This window comes from Agrobacterium sp. (assembly GCF_059499945.1).
Window position 1 is genome coordinate 298,041 of record NZ_JCABZP010000014.1, and the last position, 22,141, is coordinate 320,181.

A 22,141-nucleotide genomic window follows, 5' to 3' on the forward strand; every position below is an offset into this window, starting at 1 on the left:
GCCCGAGGCGATTTGAACCTCGTGTTTTTTATTTCCTCCGCGCAAGAGATACGTTATGGGAAGCCATGACCATCAAACCGCTTATCATTTTGCCCGATCCCGTGCTGCGCCAGCAATCGAAGCCCATCGAAAAGGTGGATGCAGAGGTTCTGCGTCTTGCCGACGACATGCTCGAAACCATGTACGATGCGCCGGGTATCGGTCTTGCCGCTATCCAGATCGGCGTGGCGCGCCGCATGCTGGTGATCGACGTTGCGCGTGAAGGCGAGGAAAAGACCCCGATCGTCTTCATCAACCCGGAAATCCTCAAGGTGTCGGACGATGTCTCGACCTATGAGGAAGGCTGCCTCTCCATTCCCGACTACTACGCCGAGGTCGAGCGTCCCGCCTCGCTCACGGTGCAATATGTCGGCCGTGACGGCAAGCAGCAGACGGTCGAGGCGGATGGTCTGCTCGCTACCTGCCTGCAGCACGAGATCGATCACCTCAATGGTGTTCTGTTCATCGACCATATTTCGCGGCTGAAGCGCGACATGGTCATCAAGAAATTCACGAAAGCGGCCCGCGCAAAGATCTGATCCGTCCTCTCTGGACCGGAATGGACGACAGGGCAGGGGGCGATAATGGCTCTTCGCATCATATTTATGGGCACACCGGATTTTTCCGTTCCCACATTGCGTGCATTGGTGGAGGCGGGCCACGAGGTTGTCGCTGTCTACACCCAGCCGCCGCGTCCCGGTGGCCGCCGAGGTCTCGATCTGCAGAGGTCACCGGTGCATCAGGCTGCCGGACTGCTGGGGCTCCCGGTGTTTACGCCCGTGAATTTCAAGGCTGAGGAAGATCGTCAGCAGTTCCGGGAATTCAATGCTGATGTGGCGGTTGTCGTGGCTTACGGGCTGCTGCTGCCCGAAGCGATCCTCTCCGGTACGCGTCTCGGCTGTTACAATGGTCATGCCTCGCTACTGCCGCGCTGGCGCGGTGCTGCTCCCATCCAGCGGGCGATCATGGCCGGCGACCCCGAAACCGGCATGATGGTCATGAAAATGGAAAAGGGGCTCGATACCGGTCCCGTCGCGCTGACCGCGAAAGTCGCGATCGGCGATAACATGACGGCCGGGGAGCTGCATGACAGTCTGATGCTAACAGGCGCGCGGTTGATGCGGCAGGCGATGGAAAAGCTGGAAGCAGATGACCTGCCGCTCGTCACACAGGCGGAAGAGGGTGTTCTCTATGCCGCGAAGATCGACAAGGGCGAGACTCGCGTCGATTTTTCTCGGCCCTCGCAGGATGTGCATAATCACATTCGCGGCCTTTCGCCGTTTCCCGGCGCATGGCTGGAAATGGACATCGGCGGCAAGACGGAGCGCGTGAAGGTTCTCGCCTCCGAACTGGCAAGCGGCATGGGAGAAGCGGGCGCAGCGCTCGACGATGCTCTGACCATTGCCTGCGGCAGCGGGGCCGTGCGGCTCACCCGCCTGCAGAAGGCCGGCGGCAAACCGATGTCGGCGGCTGATTTCGTGCGCGGCACCCCCGTTCCGGCCACAACGAGGCTCGGCTGATGCCGCGTTTCCGCATGACCGTCGAATATGACGGCACGCCCTATTATGGCTGGCAGAGACAGGATAACGGCCCCTCGGTTCAGGGTGCGCTGGAGGCTGCGGTTCGCTCGCTGACGGGAGAGAGCGTCTCCATTCGCGGCGCCGGCCGCACCGATTCCGGTGTGCATGCCGTTGGGCAGGTTGTCCATGTCGATCTTTTGCGCGACTGGGAGCCCTACAAGCTTCGCAACGCGCTCAATGCGCATCTCGCCATGGCGGGCGAAGCCGTGGCCGTTCTCGACGCCGCTTCCGTGACCGAGGATTTCGACGCCCGTTTTTCCGCCCTTCGTCGGCACTATCTCTACCGCATCATTTGCCGCAAGGCCCGGCTGGCGCTGGAGCACAAGCGGGCATGGTGGGTGTCGAAGGACCTCGACCATGAGCGCATGCATGAAGCCGCCCAGATGCTTGTCGGCCGGCATGATTTCACCACCTTCCGCTCGGTCCATTGCCAGGCGAACAGCCCCGTGCGCACGCTCGACCGGCTGGATGTAACGCGCAATGGCGATCTCATCGAGATACGCGCGACGGCGCAGAGCTTCCTTCATAACCAGATCCGCTCTTTCGCCGGCACGCTGAAACTGGCGGGCGAGGGCACGATGACGCCGGAGGACGTGCGTGCCGCACTGGAGGCACGGGACCGCAAGGCATGCGGCCCTGTCGCACCGCCGGACGGTCTTTATTTCATGCAGGTCGATTATCCCGACGTCATTCCGCCGCGCCGGCCCCCCGAAGTCGACGTGACCGAGGATGCGGACTGACGTTTAAGCTGTGCCAGTTCTCAGGCGGGATAGACACCGAGAAAACGCTGCAGCGCTTCCGATAGAAGCATGCCCGGCACCAGCAGCGTCATGACGATGGCCGAGACGAGCAGCGACTGATCGCGGATGAAAAACCGCACGATCCGCGAGAAGGCGAAGACCAGCGATAGAAGCAGTGCCAGCCAGAGAACGGCGATCAGTCCTTGCAGCGGCGGCAGGAAGAACGCGATCAGGATCAGAACCGCATAGGCATAGGAAAATGGCAGCGACAGCCAGTTCATGGTGGTGACGAGCGGCGCGAATTTTTCCCGAGCGCCGAAGGCGTATAGTAGCATGCCGATCAAAAGCAGCGGCACGATCCAGCAGATGGCCTCAACCATCGCCAGACGGAAGAAGAAGATGAACCCCGTTCCGGTGCCGGGCGGATAGCTGGCGAGGAAGGCAGCGCGCAGCCACAGCCAGGAAACCAGCATGGCGGGCAGGCACCAGAGGGCGGAATAGAAGGATCGCCACATGCCGCGCTCGGAGAGATCAAGATAACGCGCACCATTGTGGTCACCCAGCAGCAGAAGCCACAGGCCGGTCAGATAGAGCCTTACTTCACTTGCCGTCGGCATGGGCGAACCAGCGTTCGATAAAGGTCTCGTAAATGCGCGTCAGCGTCTCGAGATCGGCAACGGCCACGCGTTCATCGACCATATGCATGGTCTGCCCGACGAGGCCGAATTCCACGACAGGGCAATAATCCTTGATGAAGCGTGCATCGGATGTGCCGCCGGTGGTCGAAAGCTTCGGTTCCCTGCCGGTAACGGCTTCAACCGCGCCTGAGAGCGACGAGATAAGCGCATTGTTCCGCGTCAGGAAGACATGCGACGGGCGGTCGGCCCAGACGATCTCATATTTCACCGGTGCGCGGTCGGGGCGAAGCTCACCTTCGGCCGCAGCGGCGTCGAGGCGGCGGATGATCTCCGTGCGCAGGCTTTCTGCTGTCCAGGTGTCGTTGAAACGGATGTTGAAGGCCGCTGTCGCCCGCGCCGGGATCACATTGGTGGCGGCGTTGCCGGTGTCGACGGTCGTCACTTCCAGATTGGAAGGCTGGAAATCATCCGTGCCGTGATCGAAGGGCGGATGCATCAGCGCATGGGTCAGCTGCAGCAGACCGCGAATGGGGTTGTCGGCGAGATGCGGATAAGCAGCATGGCCCTGAACGCCATGGACGGTGATGCGGCCGGAAAGCGAACCCCGGCGACCGATCTTGATCATGTCGCCAAGCTGGTCGGGATTGGTCGGCTCGCCCACCACGCAGGCGTCCCACGTCTCGCCCTTGGCGGCGGCCCATTCCAGCAGTTTGGAGGTGCCGTTGATCGACGGACCTTCCTCGTCGCCGGTGATCAGGAAGGAAACGGAACCCTGCGGCTTGCCATGTTTTTCGATATGGCGGGCGATGGCGGCGACGAAACAGGCGATGCCGCCTTTCATGTCCACTGCACCGCGACCGAACATTTCGCCACCGGCAATCTCTGCGGCAAAAGGCGGATGGCTCCACGCTGCCTCGTCGCCCACGGGAACGACATCCGTATGGCCCGCAAACATCAGATGCGGACCCTCGGTGCCGAGCCGGGCATAGAGGTTTTCCACGTCAGGCGTTCCCGCCTCGCTCGCCACTATCTTGTCTACCTTGAAGCCGAGCGGCGAAAGCAGGGTGTCGAGCAAAGAAAGCGCGCCGCCTTCGGCAGGCGTCACCGAAGGGCAACGGATGAGGGCGGCGAGATTGGCAACGGGATCGGTCGTGGTCATGGCAGTCGCTTTATATCAGTCGCGCAGAAGCTCGTTGATGCCGGTCTTGGAGCGGGTCTTTTCATCGACGCGCTTGACGATCACGGCGCAATAGAGGCTCGGGCCCGGCTCGCCGTTCGGGAAAGGTTTGCCCGGCATGGTGCCGGCAACGACGACGGAATAGGGCGGCACTTCGCCATAGGTGATCTCGCCGGTGGCGCGATCGACGATCTTGGTGGACTTACCGATGAAGACGCCCATGCCGAGAACCGCGCCTTCGCGCACGATGCAGCCTTCCACGACTTCCGAACGGGCGCCGATAAAGCAATTGTCCTCGATGATCGTCGGGCCCGCCTGCAGCGGTTCCAGAACGCCGCCAATGCCAACGCCGCCGGAGAGGTGCACATTCTTGCCGATCTGTGCGCAGGAGCCGACAGTCGCCCAGGTGTCGACCATCGTGCCTTCATCGACATAGGCGCCGAGATTGACGAAGGAGGGCATCAGCACCACGTTCTTGGCCACATAGGCGGAGCGGCGGACGACGGCGTTCGGCACGGCGCGGAAACCGGCGGCGCGGAACTGGTTTTCACCCCAGTTTTCGAACTTCGACGGCACCTTGTCCCACCAGGTGGATTCGCCCGGTCCGCCGGTCACGATCTCCATGTCGTTCAGACGGAAGGAGAGGAGCACGGCCTTTTTCAGCCACTGGTTCACCTTCCAGTTTCCATCCGCCTGCTTCTCAGCAACGCGTGCCTTGCCGCTATCGAGAAGTTGAAGAGATGTGTCCACGGCGTCGCGAACCTCGCCCTTCGTCGATACGTTCACGCTATCGCGGTTGTCGAACGCCGTTTCGATGATGGTTTCGAGGGAGGTGAGATCCGTAAGGCTCATGGAAAATTCCTTAAAGTCGCGTGGTGTTCATGGTCACGGATGGTACCGCGCCGCTGGAAGGCTTTGGTCATTTGATCTAAGGGAGTGTTGGAAAGGCGTCAATGTGATTTGGGTGATTTGGCGCGTCAGACGAAAGGCATGGAAATGACACGACTGAAAAACGGCAAGTTGCGGCGCAAGGACGGGGTATGGGACCCGTTGAAGCGCAGTGCTGTGGACAAGCAGCAGGCCGAGGTCGTTCAAAAAACACCGCAGTCGGACTCCCCGTCCTATCGCCTCGCCTATGTGGACATGGATTTTCTCTGCCGCGAGGAATTGCGCCCCGTCAGGTTGCAGCTTGAGCTTCTGAAGACGGAAATGGCGCTCACCGAGCGCGGCATAAAATCCACCGTCGTCATGTTCGGCGGCGCGCGCATTCCCGAACCCGGCGGCGAAGCCTGGGCGGCGCGCAACGAGACGCAAAAGCGCAATCTGGAACAATCCTCCGTCTATTACGATGAGGCGCGCAAGTTTGCCCGTCTTTGCACCGCCTATGCCGCAAAATCGGATCACCTCGAATATGTCGTGGTCACCGGCGGCGGTCCGGGCGTCATGGAAGCGGGCAATCGTGGTGCGGCCGATGCGGGTGGCCCGTCCATCGGCCTCAATATCGTCCTGCCGCACGAGCAGGCGCCGAACCCCTATGTGACACCGGAGCTGAGCTTCAACTTCCACTATTTCGCCATTCGCAAGATGCATTTTCTGATGCGGGCGAAGGCCGTGGTGATCTTCCCCGGCGGCTTCGGCACGCTGGACGAATTGTTTGAAGCGTTGACCCTGATCCAGACGAAGCGCATGGAGCCAATTCCTCTCATCCTGTTCGGTGAGAAATTCTGGCGATCGGTGATCAATTTCGAGTTCCTGGCGGACTTCGGCACTATTGCACCTGAAGATATGAATCTTCTGCATTTTGCTGAAACGGCTGACGATGCATGGAGAATCATCTCGGCCCACTACGAACACTGATTATGCTTGGCGCGACGAAGTAATTTTAGGGCTTAATTAGCAATCTTCTTCTAATTTTGCCCCGTCGCGCTGCAGCGCACTGTCCCAAGGGGACGGGCCTCCATGACGGAGATTTATCATCCGTTGAAGTCAGCCTTTTCAGGCGGGCGATTTGATCGAGGCCAAAATGTTCAATTTCCAAGTGAAGTCGCTTGCGACCAAGCTGATCCTCGTAACCGGCTGCGCTATCACCACGGTTCTCGTTGCATCGAATTCCTTCCTCATTTCCCAGACGAGTGAGCGCGTGCACGCGCTGACCATGGATCAGGCCAATACCGAAGCGCGCGCCATCGCCAACGTCATCGCCGCTGATGTGGGTGAACTCGGCAGCGCCGCACGCTCCATGGCCGGTGTCATCGGCCGTGCGCATCAGGCGAAATCAATGGATCGCCCCGGCATCGTCAACATCCTGAAGGCCAATGTCGAGCAGAACGCCTTTGCCTTTGGCAGCTGGTTCTGTGAGCAGCTCGGCCTTTTTGACGGCCAGACGACGGAGATCGCCAACAGGCTCGATCTCGGCACCAATGCCACCGGCGCCTTCGCTCCTTACTGGTCGAAAACCCAGAAGGGCGAAATCCAGTTCTCGACGTTCAAGAATGATTATGCGGCGGAATGGTATGCGCTTGCCGCCAAATCCGGTAAAGGCGCGATCACGCAGCCCTATCTCGCCGAAGGCACGGAAGTGCCGACGACGATGACGTCGCTTGCCTATCCCGTCATGTCTGACGGCAAGATGATCGGTGTGGCTGGTGTCGATATCTCGCTGGCCTCGCTGTCGCAGAAGCTGCAGGCCCTGCATCCTTTCGAGACCGGCCGCGTGACGCTCGTTTCGCAGGGCGGCCAGTGGCTGGTGCCGCCGACGCCCGAACAGAACATGAAGGCCTATGACGGAGACGGAGCAAGCACCGTTCAGGCGGCAATCACGTCAGGCAAGCAGGGCCTCATCGAAAATCTCGGTCTTGATACGGACGCGCCCTATAACCGTCTCGTCTATCCCTTCGCCGTTCCCGGCCTCAACGCGACCTGGGTGGTGCTGGTGGATATTCCGCATCAGGCCCTGAACGCGCCGGTTCAGGAGCAGACCTACATGATGATCATCGGCGCGATCGTCATTCTCGCCGCCGTCATCACCGCGCTTTATTTCGCCGTGCGTTATTTCGTCCGTAATCCGCTTGCTTCGCTGGTTTCCGATGTCAGGACGCTGAGCGACGGGCGCTACGATGTGCCGGTTTCCGGACAGGAGCGCCGGGACGAGACGGGCGCCGTCGCTACCGCGCTTGAAGGTTTCCGCGCGAAGCTTGCTGGCATTCGCGAGATGGAGGCTGAAGCCGACGCCCAGCGCGGTCACGCGGAGACGGAGCGCCAGCGATCCGAATTCGAGCGCAATGAGAACAGCCGCATGCAACAGCACATTGTCGGCGTGCTGGGTGCTGGCCTCAATGCGCTCTCGCAGGGCAATCTCACCTACCGCATCGAGGACGAATTCCCGGGCGAATATGCGAAGCTGCGCGAGGATTTCAACTCGGCGCTTGCGAGCCTCGAGGAAACGGTTTCCACCGTCAATGCAACCGTCGTCAGCATCGGCAACGGTACGGGTGAGATCACCCGCGCCGCCAGCGATCTTTCGCACCGCACGGAACAGCAGGCCGCAAGCCTCGAAGAAACCGCTGCCGCCCTCAATCAGCTGACCGCACAGGTCAATTCCAGCGCGGAAAATGCTGCACAGGCGGCCGGCGCCGTCAGCCATGCCTGCGATGACGCCGGCAAGTCAGGCGAGGTTGTGCAGCAGGCCGTGAATTCCATGGAAGGCATCGCGCAATCCTCGGCCGAAATTTCCCGTATCATCGGTGTTATCGACGAGATTGCCTTCCAGACCAACCTTCTGGCGCTGAACGCGGGCGTCGAAGCCGCCCGCGCGGGTGATGCCGGCAAGGGCTTTGCCGTCGTCGCACAGGAAGTGCGCGAACTGGCACAACGGTCCGCCACCGCCGCCAAGGAGATCAAGGGTCTCATCAACACTTCGGCCACCCAGGTTGGCGAGGGCGTCCAGCTGGTCGGCAAGGCCGGTGAGACGATGAAAAAGATCGCCGATCAGGTTCTGCAGATCAACCAGCTGATACGGCAGATCTCCGCCTCCGCCAGCGAACAGGCAGTGGGTCTGAAGGAGATCAATTCCGCCGTTACCCAGATGGATCAGGTTACCCAGCAGAATGCGGCGATGGTGGAAGAAACTACCGCGGCGAGTGTAACGCTGAACAGCGAGGCCGAAACGCTGAAATCGCTCGTTGCCGGTTTCTCCGTTTCCGGCGGCCATTCCAGCCAGCAATTGCGCGCCACTGCCGCGGCGATGCGTGCACCCGCCGCTCCGGCGCAGGCATCGGGCCGTCCGGCCGCGCAACGCGCCCGTCCGAGAACCAGCGGCGCAAACGCACTGGCGCAGGATGACTGGACGGAGTTCTGACGCGCCATTTCCGCCTCAAATGAAAAGGGCCGCTGGTATCGCCAGCGGCCTTTTTTTGTCCGCTTCCGTCAGAGACGGGCGAAACGTTCCGTCAGCAACTCGAAGAAGCCGTCGGCATCCACATTGCGCATCACGCGGGCATTGGCGGGCCGTTCGGTAACATTCCACCAGTCCACCACGGTCATGCCCATGGTCAGTTCTGAATGGACCTCGATTTCGACGTTGCACTCGCGACCCTGAAACAGTTCGGGTTTGACGAGATAGGCAATGACGGTCGGATCGTGCAGCGGGCCGCCATCCGAACCGTATTTCTCGATGTCGAAGCGTTCGAAGAATTCCAGCATTTCCGCCATGGCGATGGCCGGCCGTGTGCCGATCTCGCGAATGCGGCTGACCCGGGCCTTGGTCGTCAGCAACTGATGGGTGACGTCGAGCGGCATCATGACAACAGGCATGCCGGATCGGAAGACGATGTCGGCGGCCTGCGGGTCGACATAGATGTTGAATTCCGCCGCCGGTGTGATGTTGCCGCCCTCGAAGAAGCCGCCGCCCATCATCACCAGTTCCTTGACGCGGTCGGCGATCTCAGGCGCCTTCAGGAGCGCCAGCGCCACATTGGTCAGCGCGCCGAGCGTGCAGAGCGTTACGGTGCCGGCGGGTTCCCGCATCAGTGTTTCGATGATGAAATCGACCGCGTGCTGCTTTTGCGCCTCCATGGACGGTTCGTCGAGAACCGGGCCATCGAGGCCGGTGCTGCCGTGAACATGTTCGGCGGTGATGGGCTTGCGCACCAGCGGCTTCTCGGCGCCCTCATAGACTGGAATATCGGTGCGCCCGCACAATTCGCAGATGATGCGGATGTTGCGGCTCGTCAGCTTCAGCGGAACGTTGCCGGCGACGGCGCACAATCCGAGAATGTCGATTTCCTCCGGGCTTGCGAAAGCGAGCATGATTGCCGCTGCGTCGTCCTGGCCGGGATCGGTGTCGATGATGATTTTTCTGCGTTCTGCCATGTCTTGCCCGCCGTTGAGATGAGCGCTTTTTTCGAGCGGCGGGTGCTCACTTGTCAAGTCTCATTCCTGCGGCTTGCCTTTGCCCCGCGTTTCGTCTTGCGCATCGTGGTTCGGCTTCCCATATTGCTGGGGCCGGTGCGATTGACCGGCAAGGTTGCCGGAAGCGGGACCGCGAAACGTCGCTTGGTTGCAAGGACAGAAGAGACATGAGCCGCATGACGCCATTCACCCACCCGCTTCTGCTGGGTTTTGATGCCATGGAAAAAACGCTGGAGCGCATGGCGAAGGCCAATGACGGCTATCCTCCCTACAACATAGAGCGCCTGCCCGGCAGCGAAGATATGCCCGAACGCCTGCGCATCACCATCGCAGTCGCAGGTTTTTCGCAGGACGATCTGGATGTGACGACGGCCGATAACCAGCTCGTCATTCGGGGACGACAGCAGGAACAGGAGAAGCGCGATTTTCTCTATCGCGGCATCGCAGCGCGCCAGTTCCAGCGGGTATTCGTGCTTGCCGATGGCATGCAGGTCAGGGAAGCGCGCCTGCGCAACGGCCTTCTTTCCATCGATCTGGTCCGGCCGGAAATTTCAAACGTGGTGAAGAAAATTAATATTTCCGTCTCAGAGTAGAACGTGAACGCCAGAATCCGACACGAATCGCTCGGCGTGAAGAAGGAGGCTGAAATATGCTTTTGAAAGAAGCGCATGCGCGTCTCACCCAATCCCAGCTCGCCCATATCGGCGAAGGAGAAGTGGGATATATCCGCAAGATCCGGGCGGAAGACGTCAGCCGCTGTTTCCCGGAAGCGCCTGATCTCGATCCGCAATTGGATCTTTGGGCACTGTTCGGTGCGGATGGTACGCCGATCCTCCTCACGGACAACCGTTCAAGCACGTTTTTCAAGGCTGCCGAAGACGATCTCAAGACCGTCAGCCTGCATTGAATAAAAAAGCCCGCTTTTGAGCGGGCTTTATGCTTAGTGGATCAAAGGAACGGGCGGTCCGGCATGTCGTCGATGGAGATGACGCCGTCCTTGTTCCTGTCCAGCCGTTCGAACATCTTTTCGCCGGCGGCGGTGAATTCGGCCTTGCTGACCTGACCGTTCTCGTCGGTATCGGCCATGCGGAACAGTGCGTAGGCTCCACCCTTGCCGCCATGTTTGCCCCAGCCCTGACGGCCGCCATGTTCGCGCTCGGCGCGCTTGCCCTCGGGACCCTTGCCTTCATCCGCCTTGGCTTCCTCCCGCTCCGGACGCGGATGGGCGGCGCGGAAGGCTTCCATCTTCGCCTGGCGGTATTCGCGGATTTCCTTCGGCGTAATCGAGCCGTCCTTGTCCTTGTCGATCTCTGTGAAGAGCGCGTCCTGACGGGCGGCGAATTCCTCCTTCGAAATCTTGCCGTCCTTGTTGGCGTCGGCCACCTTCAGCAGGTGAACGAAAGCCGCTTCCGGACGGATCGGCATGCGATCCTTGTGGCCCTTGCCGGGCGCGGCGAAACTGGCCGTTGCGGCCGTGCTGAGCACAAGGGCTGCGCCAAGAGCAGAGAGGGCGATTTTGCGTGTGGTCATCGTCATTACCTTTCTTTGGTGTCCCTGAAGAAAAGATAGTGACGTCCAGCAAGCCTCACCACTTAAACATCCGTAAGGTGGATGAAGCTTCGGTAATGTTCGCTGCTCAGCGGGTGATGGTTTTCGTCAGGAACCCGGTCAGGTCGTCGGTGATGTAGTCGATATGCTCATCCGTCACGGCCGGAATTTCCCAGCGTTCCATGATGACGCCCTCAAGATTTGAAGGCACGAGCAACACGGTCTTCATGCCCAGCGCCTTGGGGGCGGCAAGATTGCGCGGCAGATCCTCGAACATGGCGGCTTTTTTCGTGTCGAGTTTCGCAAGTGCGGCGAATTTCTCATAGGTCGCGCTAGCTGGTTTAGGCAGATAGCCTGCGGCGACGATATCGAAAATATCCTCGAAGTGATCGAGAACACCGAGCGCGCCGGCGGCGGCCTGCGCGTGTTTCACGCTGCCATTGGTGAGGATGAACTTGCGACCGGGCAAAGCCTTGATTGCCTCGCCAAGTTCCGGATGCGGTTTCAGTGCCGAATAGTCGATGGCATGGGCGCGTTCCAGAAACTCGTCCGGGCTGATGCCGTAATGGATCATCAGGCCCTGCAGCGTGGTGCCGTGGTCGTGATAATACCGTTTCTGCAGCGCGCGGGCTTCCTCGGGGTCAAGCTTCAGAAGCTCCGCCACATAGGCCGTCATGTTTCGATCGATCTGCGAAAACAGATTGATGTGATGCGGATAGAGCGTGTTGTCGAGATCGAAGACCCATTCGCTCACATGGTCGAAATCGGCGGCTTCGGGCAGGTTTTTCGGCTTTGTGTCCATGGGCTGCTTTATGCCCGTTTCGAATGCCGAAGAAAATCGAAAAGACGACGATTGGTTAGAAAATCGGGCTTGGCTGCGGCCTCCGGCGCATGATACCGCCAAAGCCATGGAACTCTGGATAGGCATTACTTTCGCAAGCGCGTTCTTGCAGAACCTGCGCTCGACCCTGCAAAAGCACCTCAAGGGCATGATGGGCACCACGGGCGCGACCTTTGTGCGCTTCGTGTTCGGCATGCCCTTCGCTCTCGCCTATCTCGCTTTTCTGCATTTCGGGCTCGGTCGCCCGCTGCCGGTGCCCAACATGTCCTTCGCTTTGTGGGCGACGGTCGGGGCCATGGCGCAGATTGCCGCCACGTTCCTGCTGGTGCACCTGTTCTCCTTCCGCAACTTTGCAGTGGGAACGGCCTATTCCCGCACAGAACCGGCGCAGGCGGCACTGTTCGCGCTTATCTTCATCGGTGAAAGCGTCAATGGCGGCACATTGGCGGCCATTGCCATATCGGTCGCCGGTGTCATGCTGATTTCGGTGGCACGCACGGAAGTGACGCCCGCTTCCTTCCTGACGTCGATCTTCAGCCGGACGGCGGGCATCGGCCTCGCCTCAGGCGCTTTCTTCGGCCTGTCGTCGGTTGCCTACCGATCGGCGTCGCTCGCGCTTGCGCCGAGCCTTCCCGTTCCGGACGCGATGATGCAGGCGGGCTTCACACTCGTCGTCGTGATCGTCATGCAGACGGTGTCGATGTTCCTGTGGATCATCTGGCGCGAGCGGGAAGAATTGCGGCGTATCGCCAAGGTTTGGAAACCGTCGCTTGCTGTCGGTTTCGTGGGCGCCACGGCCTCATTCGGCTGGTTCACGGCGATGACCCTGCAGCAGGCCGCCGTGGTGAAGGCGCTGGCGCAGGTGGAGATGCTCTTCGCCTTCGCCTCGACCGTGCTCTTCTTCAAGGAGAAGATCAACCGGCTCGAACTCTCCGGTTGCCTGCTGATTGTGGTGGGTGTGCTGTCGCTTCTGGTATTCGGCTGAAAGCCAGACGTGGCGGACAAGCTTGCCGTCCGCCACCCGAAGCACATCAGGGCACGATGAGCGTGCCGGCGCCTTCCGTGAAGATTTCCAGAAGGACGGAATGGGGCGTCTTGCCGTTGAGGATCACCACGCCCTGAACACCGGCCTTGATGGCGTCGATGCAGGTCTCGACCTTCGGGATCATGCCACCGGAAATCGTGCCGTCCTTGATGAGCGCACGCGCCTGCGAGACGGTGAGTTCCTTGATGAGTTCCTTGTTCTTGTCGAGAACGCCGGGAACGTCGGTGAGAAACAGCAGACGCGAGGCGTGAAGCGCGCCCGCAATCGCGCCGGCGAAGGTATCGGCGTTGATATTGTAGGTGGCGCCATCGCGGCCAGGCGCGACCGGGGCGATGACCGGGATCATTTCCGATTTGGCAAGCAGGTCGAGCAGGGTGCGGTCGACTTCGGTGACTTCGCCGACGAAGCCGAGATCGAGCACGCGTTCGATATTGCTGTCAGGATCGATGACGGTCTTTTTCGCCTTTTCGGCGAAGACCATGTTGCCGTCCTTGCCACACAGGCCGATGGCCCATTCGCCTGTCTGGTTGATGAGGGCGACGATTTCCTTGTTGATCGAGCCGGCCAGAACCATTTCGACGATCTCGACGGTCTTGGCGTCGGTGACGCGCAGGCCGCCCTCGAATTTCGATTCGATGCCCATCTTGGTCAGCATCGCGCCGATCTGCGGGCCGCCGCCATGCACGACGATCGGGTTTATGCCTGATTGCTTCAACAGCGCGATGTCTTCCGCGAAAGCCTTGCCGAGTGTGGAATCCCCCATGGCGTGACCGCCATATTTCACCACGATGGTCTTGTTCTCGTATTTCTGCATAAAAGGCAGAGCCTGTGCGAGCAGCCGCGCCTGAGTTTCGCTTTCGGAAGACGTCATCTAAAAACCTCGGTCTGTGGTTGCGGCTGTTGAGAGCCTGTCACCGCTCTAAAGCAAGTCTTTGACGGATGAAATAACCTCCCGGCCTTATTGTGTCGGCAGCAGTCAAATTTCTTTTTTTTGGCGCTCCCGGCCCTGTAATGCGATTGACATAAAGGCCCAATGGGACCAGCCTTGCAGGGGAAAGGGGAGGGGTGAATTCAGGGCGACAGGAGATGTCGCGCGCCGCGCAAGCGATGCTGACCTGAACGACTGAGGAGCGAGAGACCACATGACGGCACCCGATCGAGACAAGCAAAGCGGTTTGCGGGACGAAGTCCTTGCGGGCGAATATGTGCTGGGTGCCTTGCCGCCGGAAAGCATGGCGGAGCTTGCCAAACGCATCAAACGCGACCGCCAGTTCGCGGCCATGGTCAGGCGCTGGCGGGACAATCTGGCGGAAACCGAATACCGCGAAAATGCGACCGTCGCCGCGCTGCTGGAACGGGATCCAAGCCGCTCCGGCCTGCCATTCAGGAGCCAGCCGCTGCGCGGTGGCAGCATGTTTGCAGCCATGCTTTCGGAGGTCTGGCATTCGGTGCGCTTCTGGCGTCTTCTGGCATTGACGGCGATGCTGTGGACCGCCGTTCTGCTTTTCACTATCGCCTGAGGGGCGCGCCTCTCAAAGGGAGATCGTTCTGACGATCTCGGCCCGCAGGCTATCCAGCCCGAACGATTTTTCCGAGGACGTGGCGAGAACTTCCGGATAGGCGGCAGGGCGCTTGCGGATTTTTTCCAGCGTTTCGCCGATCAGCCGCGGAACGCCGACATCCTTGATCTTGTCCGTCTTCGTCAGCACGATCTGGTAGGACACGGCTGCCTTGTCGAGCAGGGTCAGAACCTCCTCGTCATTCTTTTTCACGCCATGGCGGGAATCGATCAGCACGTAAACGCGCTTCAGTGTCGCACGGCCGCGCAGATAATCGAAGACGAGCTTCGTCCAGGCGTCGACGTGATCCTTGGGGGCCTGCGCGTAGCCGTAACCGGGCATATCGACCAGCGCCATCGGCGGCAGGTCGCCCGCTTCGCCGGAATAACCATCCGGAACGAAATAGTTGAGTTCCTGCGTGCGTCCGGGTGTGTTGGACGTGCGGGCAAGCCCCTTGTGGCCCACCAGCGCATTGATGAGCGAGGACTTGCCGACATTCGAACGACCGGCGAAGGCAATCTCCGGCGGGCCTTCGGGCGGCAGGAATTTCATTGCGGGAACGCCGCGAATGAAAATCCAGGGTCGCCCGAACAGGGGCTTTTCGGTTGCCGTGCCTGTTTCACTCATTTCGATTGCACCGGCTTTCGCTTGAACAGCCCCTTGATATTATCGAACAGCTCGATCTTGGCGCCCTGACGCTTCATGATGACGGCCTGCTGGGTGATGGAGAGCGTATTGTTCCATGCCCAGTAGATGACCAGACCGGCCGGGAAGGAGGCCAGCATGAAGGTGAAGATCAGCGGCATCCAGTTGAAGATCATTGCCTGCGTCGGATCGGGCGGCGTCGGGTTCATGCGCATCTGCAGGAACATGGTGATGCCCATGACCAGCGGCCAGACGCCGATCATCAGGAAATGCGGCACGTCGTAAGGCAGAAGGCCGAACAGGTTGAAGAGCGATGTCGGATCGGGCGCGGAAAGGTCGTGAATCCAGCCGAAGAACGGTGCATGCCGCATTTCGATGGTGACGTAGATGACCTTGTAGAGCGCGAAGAAGACCGGAATCTGCAGAAGCATCGGCCAGCAGCCGGCAACCGGATTGATCTTCTCTTCCTTGTAGAGCTGCATCATCGCCTGCTGCATGGCCATGCGGTCATCGCCATGCTTGGCCTTCAGCTCCTCCATCTTCGGCTGCACGCGCTTCATGTTCGCCATGGAAGCATATTGCTTGCTGGCGAGCGGGAAGAAGAGCGCCTTGACGACGATGGTGGTGAGCAGGATGGCCACGCCGAAATTGCCAAAATAACGGAAGAAGAAATCCATCATTTTGAACATCGGCTTGGTGATGAAGTAGAACCAGCCCCAGTCGATCAGAAGGTCGAACTTCGGGATGGAATATTCTTTTTCATAGCGGTCGACCAGCGGCACTTCCTTGGCGCCGGCGAAGACAAGGCTCTTCAGCTCGATGGACTGGCCGGGTTCGACCGTCATCGTGTCGCTCTTGAAATCCGCCTGATAGCTCGGCTGATTGCCGGTGATATGCGAAAAGCGGGTTTCGAACGGTGTTGTCTGCGGCGGAACGATGGCAGCAGCCCAATATTTGTCGGTAATGCCGAGCCAGCCGCCGGTTGCCTTGGCAATAGTTACCGGTGCTTCTTCAACATCCTTGTATTTTTCTTCCGTCAGGCTGCCGTCTTTGCCCGAAACGCCGAGAAAGCCTTCATGGATGACGAAGACGGGCGGGATCGCCGGCTTGTTGTTGCGCGTCACGCGGCCATAGGTGGCGAAGGAGACCGCAGCCTGTCCCGGGTTCTCGACCTTGTCGGCGACCGAGATCATGTAATGCTCGTCGATCGAAATCGTGCGGGAGAAAATCACGCCCTTGGAATTGGTGTAGGTGAGGGTGACCGGGGTGGTTTCCGTCAGCTTCTCGCCGCTTGCCAGCGTCCAGACGGTGGTCGGACCGGGAACGCCGCCGACTTCCTGTGCAGCAACAAAACCGAGTTCGGTGAAGTAGCCGTCCTTGGTGTCGGAGGGCGAGAACAGCGTGATGATCGGGCTCGAGTCATCGACGGTCTCATGGTAATCCTTGAGCCGGATGTCATCGAAACGGGCGCCGGCGAGATTGATCGAACCGGCGATGGCGTTGGTGTCGATGGCCACACGCTGGGTTCTTGCAATCGACTCTTCACGGGTCGCCGTTGCGGCGGTTTGCGGCGAAGAGGCGGGCGGTGTGCCTTCGACGGCTGCACCAGGCGCGGCACCCGGTGCCGGCTGCTGTTGCTGCGTCGTCTGCTGCTGCTGCGCCTGGCGGGCCTCTTCGGCGCGGCGCTGCTGCTCGATACGCGGATTCATGTAAAGGAATTGCCAGGCGAGGACGATGACAACCGAAAGGGCTATCGCGATGAAGTAATTGCGGTTCTTTTCCATCATTCTTTCCTGGAGCGGGTCTCCTGGGACCGTTTCGGTTTCGCCGTTCCTTCAATGCGCTCGGCAAGGAGAGACTGAAGTTTCGGGAAGGCTGTATCGAGCACATCCCTGCGGGCGACAATCACATAGTCATGACCGGGCTTCATTGCGACCCCGGCAGAAAGCCTGACGGCTTCCCTGAGACGGCGGCGCATGCGATTTCGCTCGACCGCGTTGCCTTGTCTTTTTGTTACGGTAAAACCGACGCGAGGCTCGGTTTCCGGGGCTTTCCGGTCAAGCACTTCCAGAAGAAAGGTGCTTCCCCGCCGTTTTTCCCCCGCCTGAACGGCAAGAAACTCCGACCGGTTTTTAAGCCGGCCGGGGTGTTTTTCAGTCTTGCTCATGTGCCCACGACTTTCATCGGGCCACAGGCTCGGCAATTAAGCCGACAGACGTGCGCGGCCGCGCGCACGGCGGGCTGCGAGAACCTTGCGACCGCCGGCGGTAGCCATGCGGGCACGGAAACCATGACGACGCTTGCGAACAAGCTTGGACGGTTGGTAAGTACGCTTCGACATTTATTTAATACCGCGGTGTGCGGCCCTTCTTGAATTTGCAATTATTTGCAAGAGCGTTTCGTTTTTTGCACGGCTAACCCCGCCTGGGCGAGCTTTCAATGGCCGAGCGTGCGCGGCTTATAAGGGCATAGGCCGAGCAAAGTCAATTGCCGAAGGGGTTTTCGCGGTTCACCTTTTGCGGAAAACGCACCGCAATCTCCTTCGCCGACTGCCGATAGAGGCTGATTCCGACGCGCAATCGATAAAATCCGAAATTCTTTCTTAACGCCGCATTGATAAATCTTGTGACGCGAAAAGTTATGCCAGCTTCCCATTTTCATTGCGCGGCTGGTTTTTGTTGGGGGAACGAAATTGAGAATTCGCGGTCGTATCAATCTACTTGTCGGGCTTATGAGCCTTGTTGCCTGCACCATCGGCGGGCTGTCCATCTATGCGATCAACGAATTCCGGGTCCGGTCGCATCATTTCGAGGAAGCTGCCGAAAGGGCCTACAAGGGCGAGGCGCTTAACCGTCTGGTGACGGCGGTCGTCATGGAGGCGCGTGGTGTCTATGCGGCAGCCGATGTGGCCGCAGCCACCCCCTTTGCCGACGGCATGGTCAAAAACCTCGATGCCATGGAAAAGCTGATTGCCAGCTGGGCTCCGCTCGTGCCGGCGGAACAGCGGGCGAGTTTCGACAAGCTTGTCGGCCGGTCCAAGGAGTTCCGGACCTTCCGTCTGGAGACTGTCCGGCTGGCGAAGGAGAGCGGGCCGCAGGCAGCCGCCCAGCAGGGCAACAATGAGGCGAACCGCGCCAACCGCAAGGCCTATCAGGCGGAGATCGATGGTGTCGTGAAAAACGACATTGCCGAACTGGAAGTCGTAAAGGCAGGAATGGATTCTTTCAGCACCGCCATATTCTGGGCGATCGTCGCGGTGACGGTTGCAGGTGTCGGCGCGGGAGCCGCCTTCGGTCTCTACATCGGAACGCGGCAGCTCAGCGCGCCCATCCGCCGGGTTTCGCAGGTGATGAATGCGGTGGCCGATGGAAATCTGGACGCGGAAGTCCCCTATCTCGGCCGCAACGACGAGATCGGCGAAATGGCTGCCGCCGTCGAGGTCTTCAAGAACAACGGCCGCGAGGTGCGCCGCATGAATGCGCAGGAGACCGCCATGCGCGCCAAGAGCGACGACCTGCAGGCCGGCATGGCCGTCGTCGTCGACGCTGCGGCCCAGGGCGATTTCAGCCGCCGCATCAACAAGGATTATGGCGACGAAAACCTCAATCGTTTCGCCGCGACGATCAATTCTCTCCTCACGGGGGTCCATAACGGCGTATCCGAGACCAGCCGCGTCATTGAAGGTCTGGCGCGGGGTGATCTGACGGAGAGGATGGACGGCGAGTTCCGCGGCGTGTTCGGCGAACTCCAGGAGAACGTCAACCAGACGCTGACCAAGCTGCGCGAGACAATGAGGGAGGTGCGCGGCAGCACGGAAGGCATCAGCGGCAACGCAAGCGAACTGCGCTCGGCGGCCGACGACCTGTCGAAGCGGACGGAACAGCAGGCTGCGGCGCTGGAGGAAACCTCCGCCGCACTGGACGAAATCACCGCCGTCGTCCGCAATTCCACCGACCGTGCGCAGGAAGCCAGCGCCATGGTTGCCGAAACCAAGCAGAAGACGGAAGAATCCGCCAGTGTCGTGCGCGATGCCGTCTCCGCCATGGATCGCATCGAGCATGCCTCGCGTGAAATCAGCCAGATCATCAACGTCATTGACGAGATCGCCTTCCAGACCAACCTTCTCGCGCTGAACGCAGGCGTGGAAGCGGCACGTGCCGGCGAGGCCGGCAAGGGTTTCGCCGTCGTCGCGCAGGAAGTGCGGGAACTGGCGCAGCGTTCCGCAACGGCTGCGAAGGACATCAAGGCGCTGATCACCAAATCCGGCCAGGAGGTCGGACGCGGCGTGTCGCTGGTGCAGAAAACCGGCAGCGCACTGAGCGAGATCGAGACCCGCGTTCTGGCGATCAATGAGCACATCCATTCGATCGCCACGGCGGCCAGGGAGCAGTCCACCGGTCTGCACGAGGTGAATACCGCCATCAACCAGATGGATCAGGTGACGCAGCGCAATGCTGCCATGGTGGAGGAGACCTCGGCCGCAACCCACAAGCTGAGCAGCGAGGCGGATCATCTCGTGACGCTGGTGACCCGTTTCAATGTCGGTGCCGAAAATGCGCAGCGCAGCCACCGTTTCGAGCAGCCCGCAAGACCGGTAACGGCATCCGCCGGACCGGTTGCGGTCTCCGGCAGGACGGCTGCGGTGGCGTCCCCGGCCCGCAAATTGATGAACAGCGTCAGTCGTGCGCTCAATGCCCAGCCCGCTGCAGCACCGGCGCATGGCGACTGGCAGGAATTCTAGGCGACCTGCAGTTCCGCTTCAAACAGGCTTACGTTGCGAACGCCGCCCTTTTCGGGCGGCGTTTGTTTTCCGGCAATGAAAACGTTTGTTTTGCAGCGCATTGGAAAAATATCCATTAGGTCCTATTATCGTCGCTGCATATAAACCGAGCCGTTCCACGCAAGCAGCGGCGCGCATACAGGATCATGGCCCGGTGTTTTCTAAAGGCGTAGACAGCTTGGACCGCACGCAAGACGATCCGGTGCACTGCATGCCGGGATTGACCGCCGGTCTTTCCGGACGGCTGCTGCTGCTCACGGTCATTTTCGTGATGATCGCCGAAGTGCTGATCTTCGTGCCTTCCGTCGCCAATATGCGTCTTTCCTGGCTGCAGGACCGTCTGAATACGGCCGCCGCCGCCGGCGCGGTGATTGATGGCCTGCAGGCCGAACTGCCGCGAAGCGTGCAGAACGACACGCTGATGGCAACCGGGGCAAAGCTTATCGCGCTGCGAAAGGACGGCACCTCGCGCCTGCTCGCAGTGGCGGAAACACCGCCCGGTGTCGACGAGCAATATGATCTTTCCGATGTTTCGCAGGTGGCGGCGGTGCGGGATGCCTTCTCCACCCTGCTGTTCGGCGGCAACCGCGTCATCCGCGTCTTCGATGTGGTGGGCGACAGCGATACCATCATCGAACTGGTGCTGGGCGAAAACAAGCTGCGGGCGGCGATGCTTGCCTATGCCCGCAACGTTTTCCTGATTTCCATCGTCCTGTCGCTGATCACGGCCGGCCTGATATTCATCTCCATCAACCGCATCATGATCCGGCCGATACGCCGGCTGACGCTCGGCATGCAGAATTTCTCCGAGGATCCAGGCAATCCCGAGCGGATTTTCGTGCCCGAGGAGGGGACGGACGAACTGTCGGTTGCGGGCCGCCATCTTGCGGATATGCAGACCGAACTGCAGAAAACCCTGCGCCAGCAGAAGAACCTTGTGGATCTCGGCCTTGCGGTGTCGAAGATCAACCATGACATGCGCAACATCCTCTCCTCCGCGCAGCTGATGTCCGACCGGCTTGTGGATGCCAAGGACCCGATGGTCAGGAGCTTCGCGCCGAAACTGCTACGCACCATCGACCGCGCCGTGGCCTATACGGGCGAGGTTCTAGCCTATGGCCAGGCGACCGAAGGCGCGCCGAAACGCAAGATGGTGCAGTTGAGCCTTCTGGTGCGGGACGTACGCGACATTCTGGCGCTCGATCCCGACAGCGGTATCGAGTTTCACGACAGCGTCCCCCCGGATCTCACGATCGATGCGGATTCCGAACAGCTTTTCCGGGTCATCCATAATCTCTGTCGCAATGCCGTCCAGGCTCTGCAGTCCGATGCCACAAATGCCGCGCCGAGGCACCTTTCCATCCTGGCCCAGAGAGCCGGCAGCGTCGTCAGCATCGTCATCGACGACAATGGGCCGGGAATGCCGCGCAAGGCCAAGGAGAACCTGTTTTCCGCTTTCCGGGGTTCGGCCCGCTCCGGCGGCACGGGCCTCGGGCTGGTCATTGCCCGCGAACTCGTGCTCGCCCATGGCGGCACCATCGCGCTCGTCGAAAAGCCCGGTCCCGGCACGCAGTTCCGCATTGAAATCGCCGACCGCGCCGCCTCCGTGCAGGCCGCCAGAACCGCCTGAAAAACCCGCACCGCAGCAGGCCCGTGAAATCATTATCTCCGCCGGAATGGACATGGTCTCAGGCCCGTGGAAAATGAGGCGCATGGAATTTTCAATATAATCAACAGGATACAGGAATTGCTGCGGAAAAATGACAATTTCCAAACGAAATCGCTTGCATTCGGAATGAGGACGTTTTAGAGGATCGCCACGCCACCGGAAACGACCGGAACGGCACGCACCCGTAGCTCAGCTGGATAGAGCACCAGACTACGAATCTGGGGGTCAGGAGTTCGAATCTCTTCGGGTGCGCCATTTCTCCTTTCTATAACAATACGTTAGTCTCTTGGGGCTGTTTCTGTTCGTTATGGTGGGCAGGAAATGTAATGACCCTGTAATGACAATCCCTTTAGCACTGCCAAATCCTCTAAGCCGCCCCAATGGTCGAGCTAAGCTTTCGGGCGAAGCCCTCAAGGACCAAGGGTCCGTTAAGAACCTCCGGTTCCCTATGGACGATAGATTTCTTCGGCT

At 60.2% G+C, this 22,141-nt stretch carries 22 protein-coding genes and 1 tRNA gene; 12 read left to right on the top strand and 11 right to left on the bottom strand.

The annotated features are described in order from the left end of the window. Window positions 1-65 precede the first annotated feature (65 nt). From def to truA, 3 genes are read left to right on the top strand one after another with little or no spacing between them, the layout of a single operon-like run. Window positions 66-578: a peptide deformylase gene (def, locus tag AC5I5B_RS13195; RefSeq protein ID WP_003503724.1), complete on the top strand. Its 513-nt coding sequence runs from the start codon at window positions 66-68 to the stop codon at window positions 576-578. Between the two features lie 45 nt (window positions 579-623). After that, window positions 624-1,559, top strand: coding sequence for a methionyl-tRNA formyltransferase (gene fmt / locus AC5I5B_RS13200; RefSeq protein ID WP_111833743.1), 936 nt, complete (start codon window positions 624-626; stop codon window positions 1,557-1,559). Then, the gene (gene truA, locus AC5I5B_RS13205) at window positions 1,559-2,359 is read left to right on the top strand and encodes a tRNA pseudouridine(38-40) synthase TruA (protein WP_111833742.1); all 801 of its coding nucleotides are present in this window, start codon (window positions 1,559-1,561) and stop codon (window positions 2,357-2,359) included. The genes fmt and truA overlap by 1 nt, the downstream gene beginning before the upstream one ends. Window positions 2,360-2,379: 20 nt before the next feature. Here truA and AC5I5B_RS13210 read toward each other — a convergent pair whose 3' ends face one another. From AC5I5B_RS13210 to dapD, 3 genes are read right to left on the bottom strand one after another with little or no spacing between them, the layout of a single operon-like run. Further along, the gene (locus AC5I5B_RS13210; RefSeq protein ID WP_020811936.1) at window positions 2,380-2,976 is read right to left on the bottom strand and encodes a hypothetical protein; all 597 of its coding nucleotides are present in this window, start codon (window positions 2,974-2,976) and stop codon (window positions 2,380-2,382) included. After that, complete coding sequence (gene dapE / locus AC5I5B_RS13215; RefSeq protein WP_060722838.1) at window positions 2,960-4,156, bottom strand: succinyl-diaminopimelate desuccinylase; 1,197 nt, start codon at window positions 4,154-4,156, stop codon at window positions 2,960-2,962. Before dapE ends, AC5I5B_RS13210 begins: the two co-directional genes overlap by 17 nt. A 15-nt stretch (window positions 4,157-4,171) precedes the next feature. Continuing rightward, on the bottom strand, window positions 4,172-5,026 hold the full coding sequence (gene dapD / locus AC5I5B_RS13220) for a 2,3,4,5-tetrahydropyridine-2,6-dicarboxylate N-succinyltransferase (RefSeq protein WP_003503714.1): 855 nt from the start codon (window positions 5,024-5,026) through the stop codon (window positions 4,172-4,174). A gap of 138 nt (window positions 5,027-5,164) precedes the next feature. On the opposite strand from dapD, the gene AC5I5B_RS13225 reads away from it, so the two are divergent. Both AC5I5B_RS13225 and AC5I5B_RS13230 read left to right on the top strand, forming a co-directional pair. Next, on the top strand, window positions 5,165-6,031 hold the full coding sequence (locus tag AC5I5B_RS13225; protein WP_373426345.1) for an LOG family protein: 867 nt from the start codon (window positions 5,165-5,167) through the stop codon (window positions 6,029-6,031). A gap of 166 nt (window positions 6,032-6,197) precedes the next feature. After that, window positions 6,198-8,531 carry a methyl-accepting chemotaxis protein gene (locus tag AC5I5B_RS13230; RefSeq protein ID WP_035212604.1) on the top strand — a complete coding sequence of 778 codons (2,334 nt, stop codon included), beginning with the start codon at window positions 6,198-6,200 and terminating at the stop codon, window positions 8,529-8,531. A gap of 68 nt (window positions 8,532-8,599) precedes the next feature. Here the strand turns inward: AC5I5B_RS13230 and AC5I5B_RS13235 are convergent, their stop codons facing one another. After that, window positions 8,600-9,544, bottom strand: coding sequence for a nucleoside hydrolase (locus AC5I5B_RS13235; RefSeq protein ID WP_020011035.1), 945 nt, complete (start codon window positions 9,542-9,544; stop codon window positions 8,600-8,602). A gap of 206 nt (window positions 9,545-9,750) precedes the next feature. Here AC5I5B_RS13235 and AC5I5B_RS13240 point away from each other — a divergent pair, with 206 nt between their 5' ends. Beyond that, a complete protein-coding gene (locus AC5I5B_RS13240) occupies window positions 9,751-10,176 on the top strand; it encodes an Hsp20 family protein (protein WP_003503708.1) in 426 nt (141 codons plus the stop codon). Between the two features lie 56 nt (window positions 10,177-10,232). Further along, window positions 10,233-10,490 carry a BQ00720 family protein gene (locus tag AC5I5B_RS13245; RefSeq protein ID WP_003503706.1) on the top strand — a complete coding sequence of 86 codons (258 nt, stop codon included), beginning with the start codon at window positions 10,233-10,235 and terminating at the stop codon, window positions 10,488-10,490. A 41-nt stretch (window positions 10,491-10,531) separates the two neighbouring features. On the opposite strand, the gene AC5I5B_RS13250 is transcribed toward AC5I5B_RS13245, so the two are convergent. After that, a complete protein-coding gene (locus AC5I5B_RS13250; RefSeq protein WP_003503704.1) occupies window positions 10,532-11,119 on the bottom strand; it encodes an EF-hand domain-containing protein in 588 nt (195 codons plus the stop codon). 100 nt (window positions 11,120-11,219) lie between these two features. After that, window positions 11,220-11,933: a pyrimidine 5'-nucleotidase gene (locus tag AC5I5B_RS13255; RefSeq protein WP_060722841.1), complete on the bottom strand. Its 714-nt coding sequence runs from the start codon at window positions 11,931-11,933 to the stop codon at window positions 11,220-11,222. A 106-nt stretch (window positions 11,934-12,039) separates the two neighbouring features. On the opposite strand from AC5I5B_RS13255, the gene AC5I5B_RS13260 reads away from it, so the two are divergent. Further along, a complete protein-coding gene (locus AC5I5B_RS13260) occupies window positions 12,040-12,957 on the top strand; it encodes an EamA family transporter (protein WP_111833820.1) in 918 nt (305 codons plus the stop codon). Window positions 12,958-13,003: 46 nt separating this feature from the next. On the opposite strand, the gene argB is transcribed toward AC5I5B_RS13260, so the two are convergent. Next, window positions 13,004-13,888 carry an acetylglutamate kinase gene (gene argB, locus AC5I5B_RS13265; RefSeq protein WP_003503698.1) on the bottom strand — a complete coding sequence of 295 codons (885 nt, stop codon included), beginning with the start codon at window positions 13,886-13,888 and terminating at the stop codon, window positions 13,004-13,006. A 271-nt stretch (window positions 13,889-14,159) separates the two neighbouring features. Here argB and AC5I5B_RS13270 point away from each other — a divergent pair, with 271 nt between their 5' ends. Then, window positions 14,160-14,537, top strand: coding sequence for a hypothetical protein (locus AC5I5B_RS13270; RefSeq protein WP_003503696.1), 378 nt, complete (start codon window positions 14,160-14,162; stop codon window positions 14,535-14,537). A 12-nt stretch (window positions 14,538-14,549) separates the two neighbouring features. Here the strand turns inward: AC5I5B_RS13270 and yihA are convergent, their stop codons facing one another. From yihA to rpmH, 4 genes are read right to left on the bottom strand one after another with little or no spacing between them, the layout of a single operon-like run. After that, a complete protein-coding gene (yihA, locus tag AC5I5B_RS13275; protein ID WP_003503694.1) occupies window positions 14,550-15,203 on the bottom strand; it encodes a ribosome biogenesis GTP-binding protein YihA/YsxC in 654 nt (217 codons plus the stop codon). Then, window positions 15,200-17,005: a membrane protein insertase YidC gene (gene yidC, locus AC5I5B_RS13280; RefSeq protein WP_035212582.1), complete on the bottom strand. Its 1,806-nt coding sequence runs from the start codon at window positions 17,003-17,005 to the stop codon at window positions 15,200-15,202. Before yidC ends, yihA begins: the two co-directional genes overlap by 4 nt. Further along, on the bottom strand, window positions 17,005-17,388 hold the full coding sequence (gene rnpA, locus AC5I5B_RS13285; protein WP_003503690.1) for a ribonuclease P protein component: 384 nt from the start codon (window positions 17,386-17,388) through the stop codon (window positions 17,005-17,007). The genes yidC and rnpA overlap by 1 nt, the downstream gene beginning before the upstream one ends. Window positions 17,389-17,424: 36 nt before the next feature. Then, entirely contained in the window at window positions 17,425-17,562 is a 138-nt protein-coding gene (gene rpmH, locus AC5I5B_RS13290) for a 50S ribosomal protein L34 (RefSeq protein ID WP_003493611.1), read from the bottom strand. A gap of 351 nt (window positions 17,563-17,913) precedes the next feature. Between rpmH and AC5I5B_RS13295 the strand changes: the two genes are divergently transcribed. From AC5I5B_RS13295 to AC5I5B_RS13305, 3 genes are all read left to right on the top strand, one after another. Continuing rightward, window positions 17,914-19,962: a methyl-accepting chemotaxis protein gene (locus AC5I5B_RS13295; RefSeq protein ID WP_003503687.1), complete on the top strand. Its 2,049-nt coding sequence runs from the start codon at window positions 17,914-17,916 to the stop codon at window positions 19,960-19,962. Between the two features lie 250 nt (window positions 19,963-20,212). Further along, window positions 20,213-21,631 (top strand): ATP-binding protein, encoded by a 1,419-nt coding sequence (locus tag AC5I5B_RS13300; RefSeq protein WP_035212580.1) that lies wholly within the window; start codon window positions 20,213-20,215, stop codon window positions 21,629-21,631. Window positions 21,632-21,848: 217 nt separating this feature from the next. Further along, a tRNA-Arg gene (locus AC5I5B_RS13305) sits at window positions 21,849-21,925 on the top strand. Window positions 21,926-22,141: the final 216 nt, after the last annotated feature.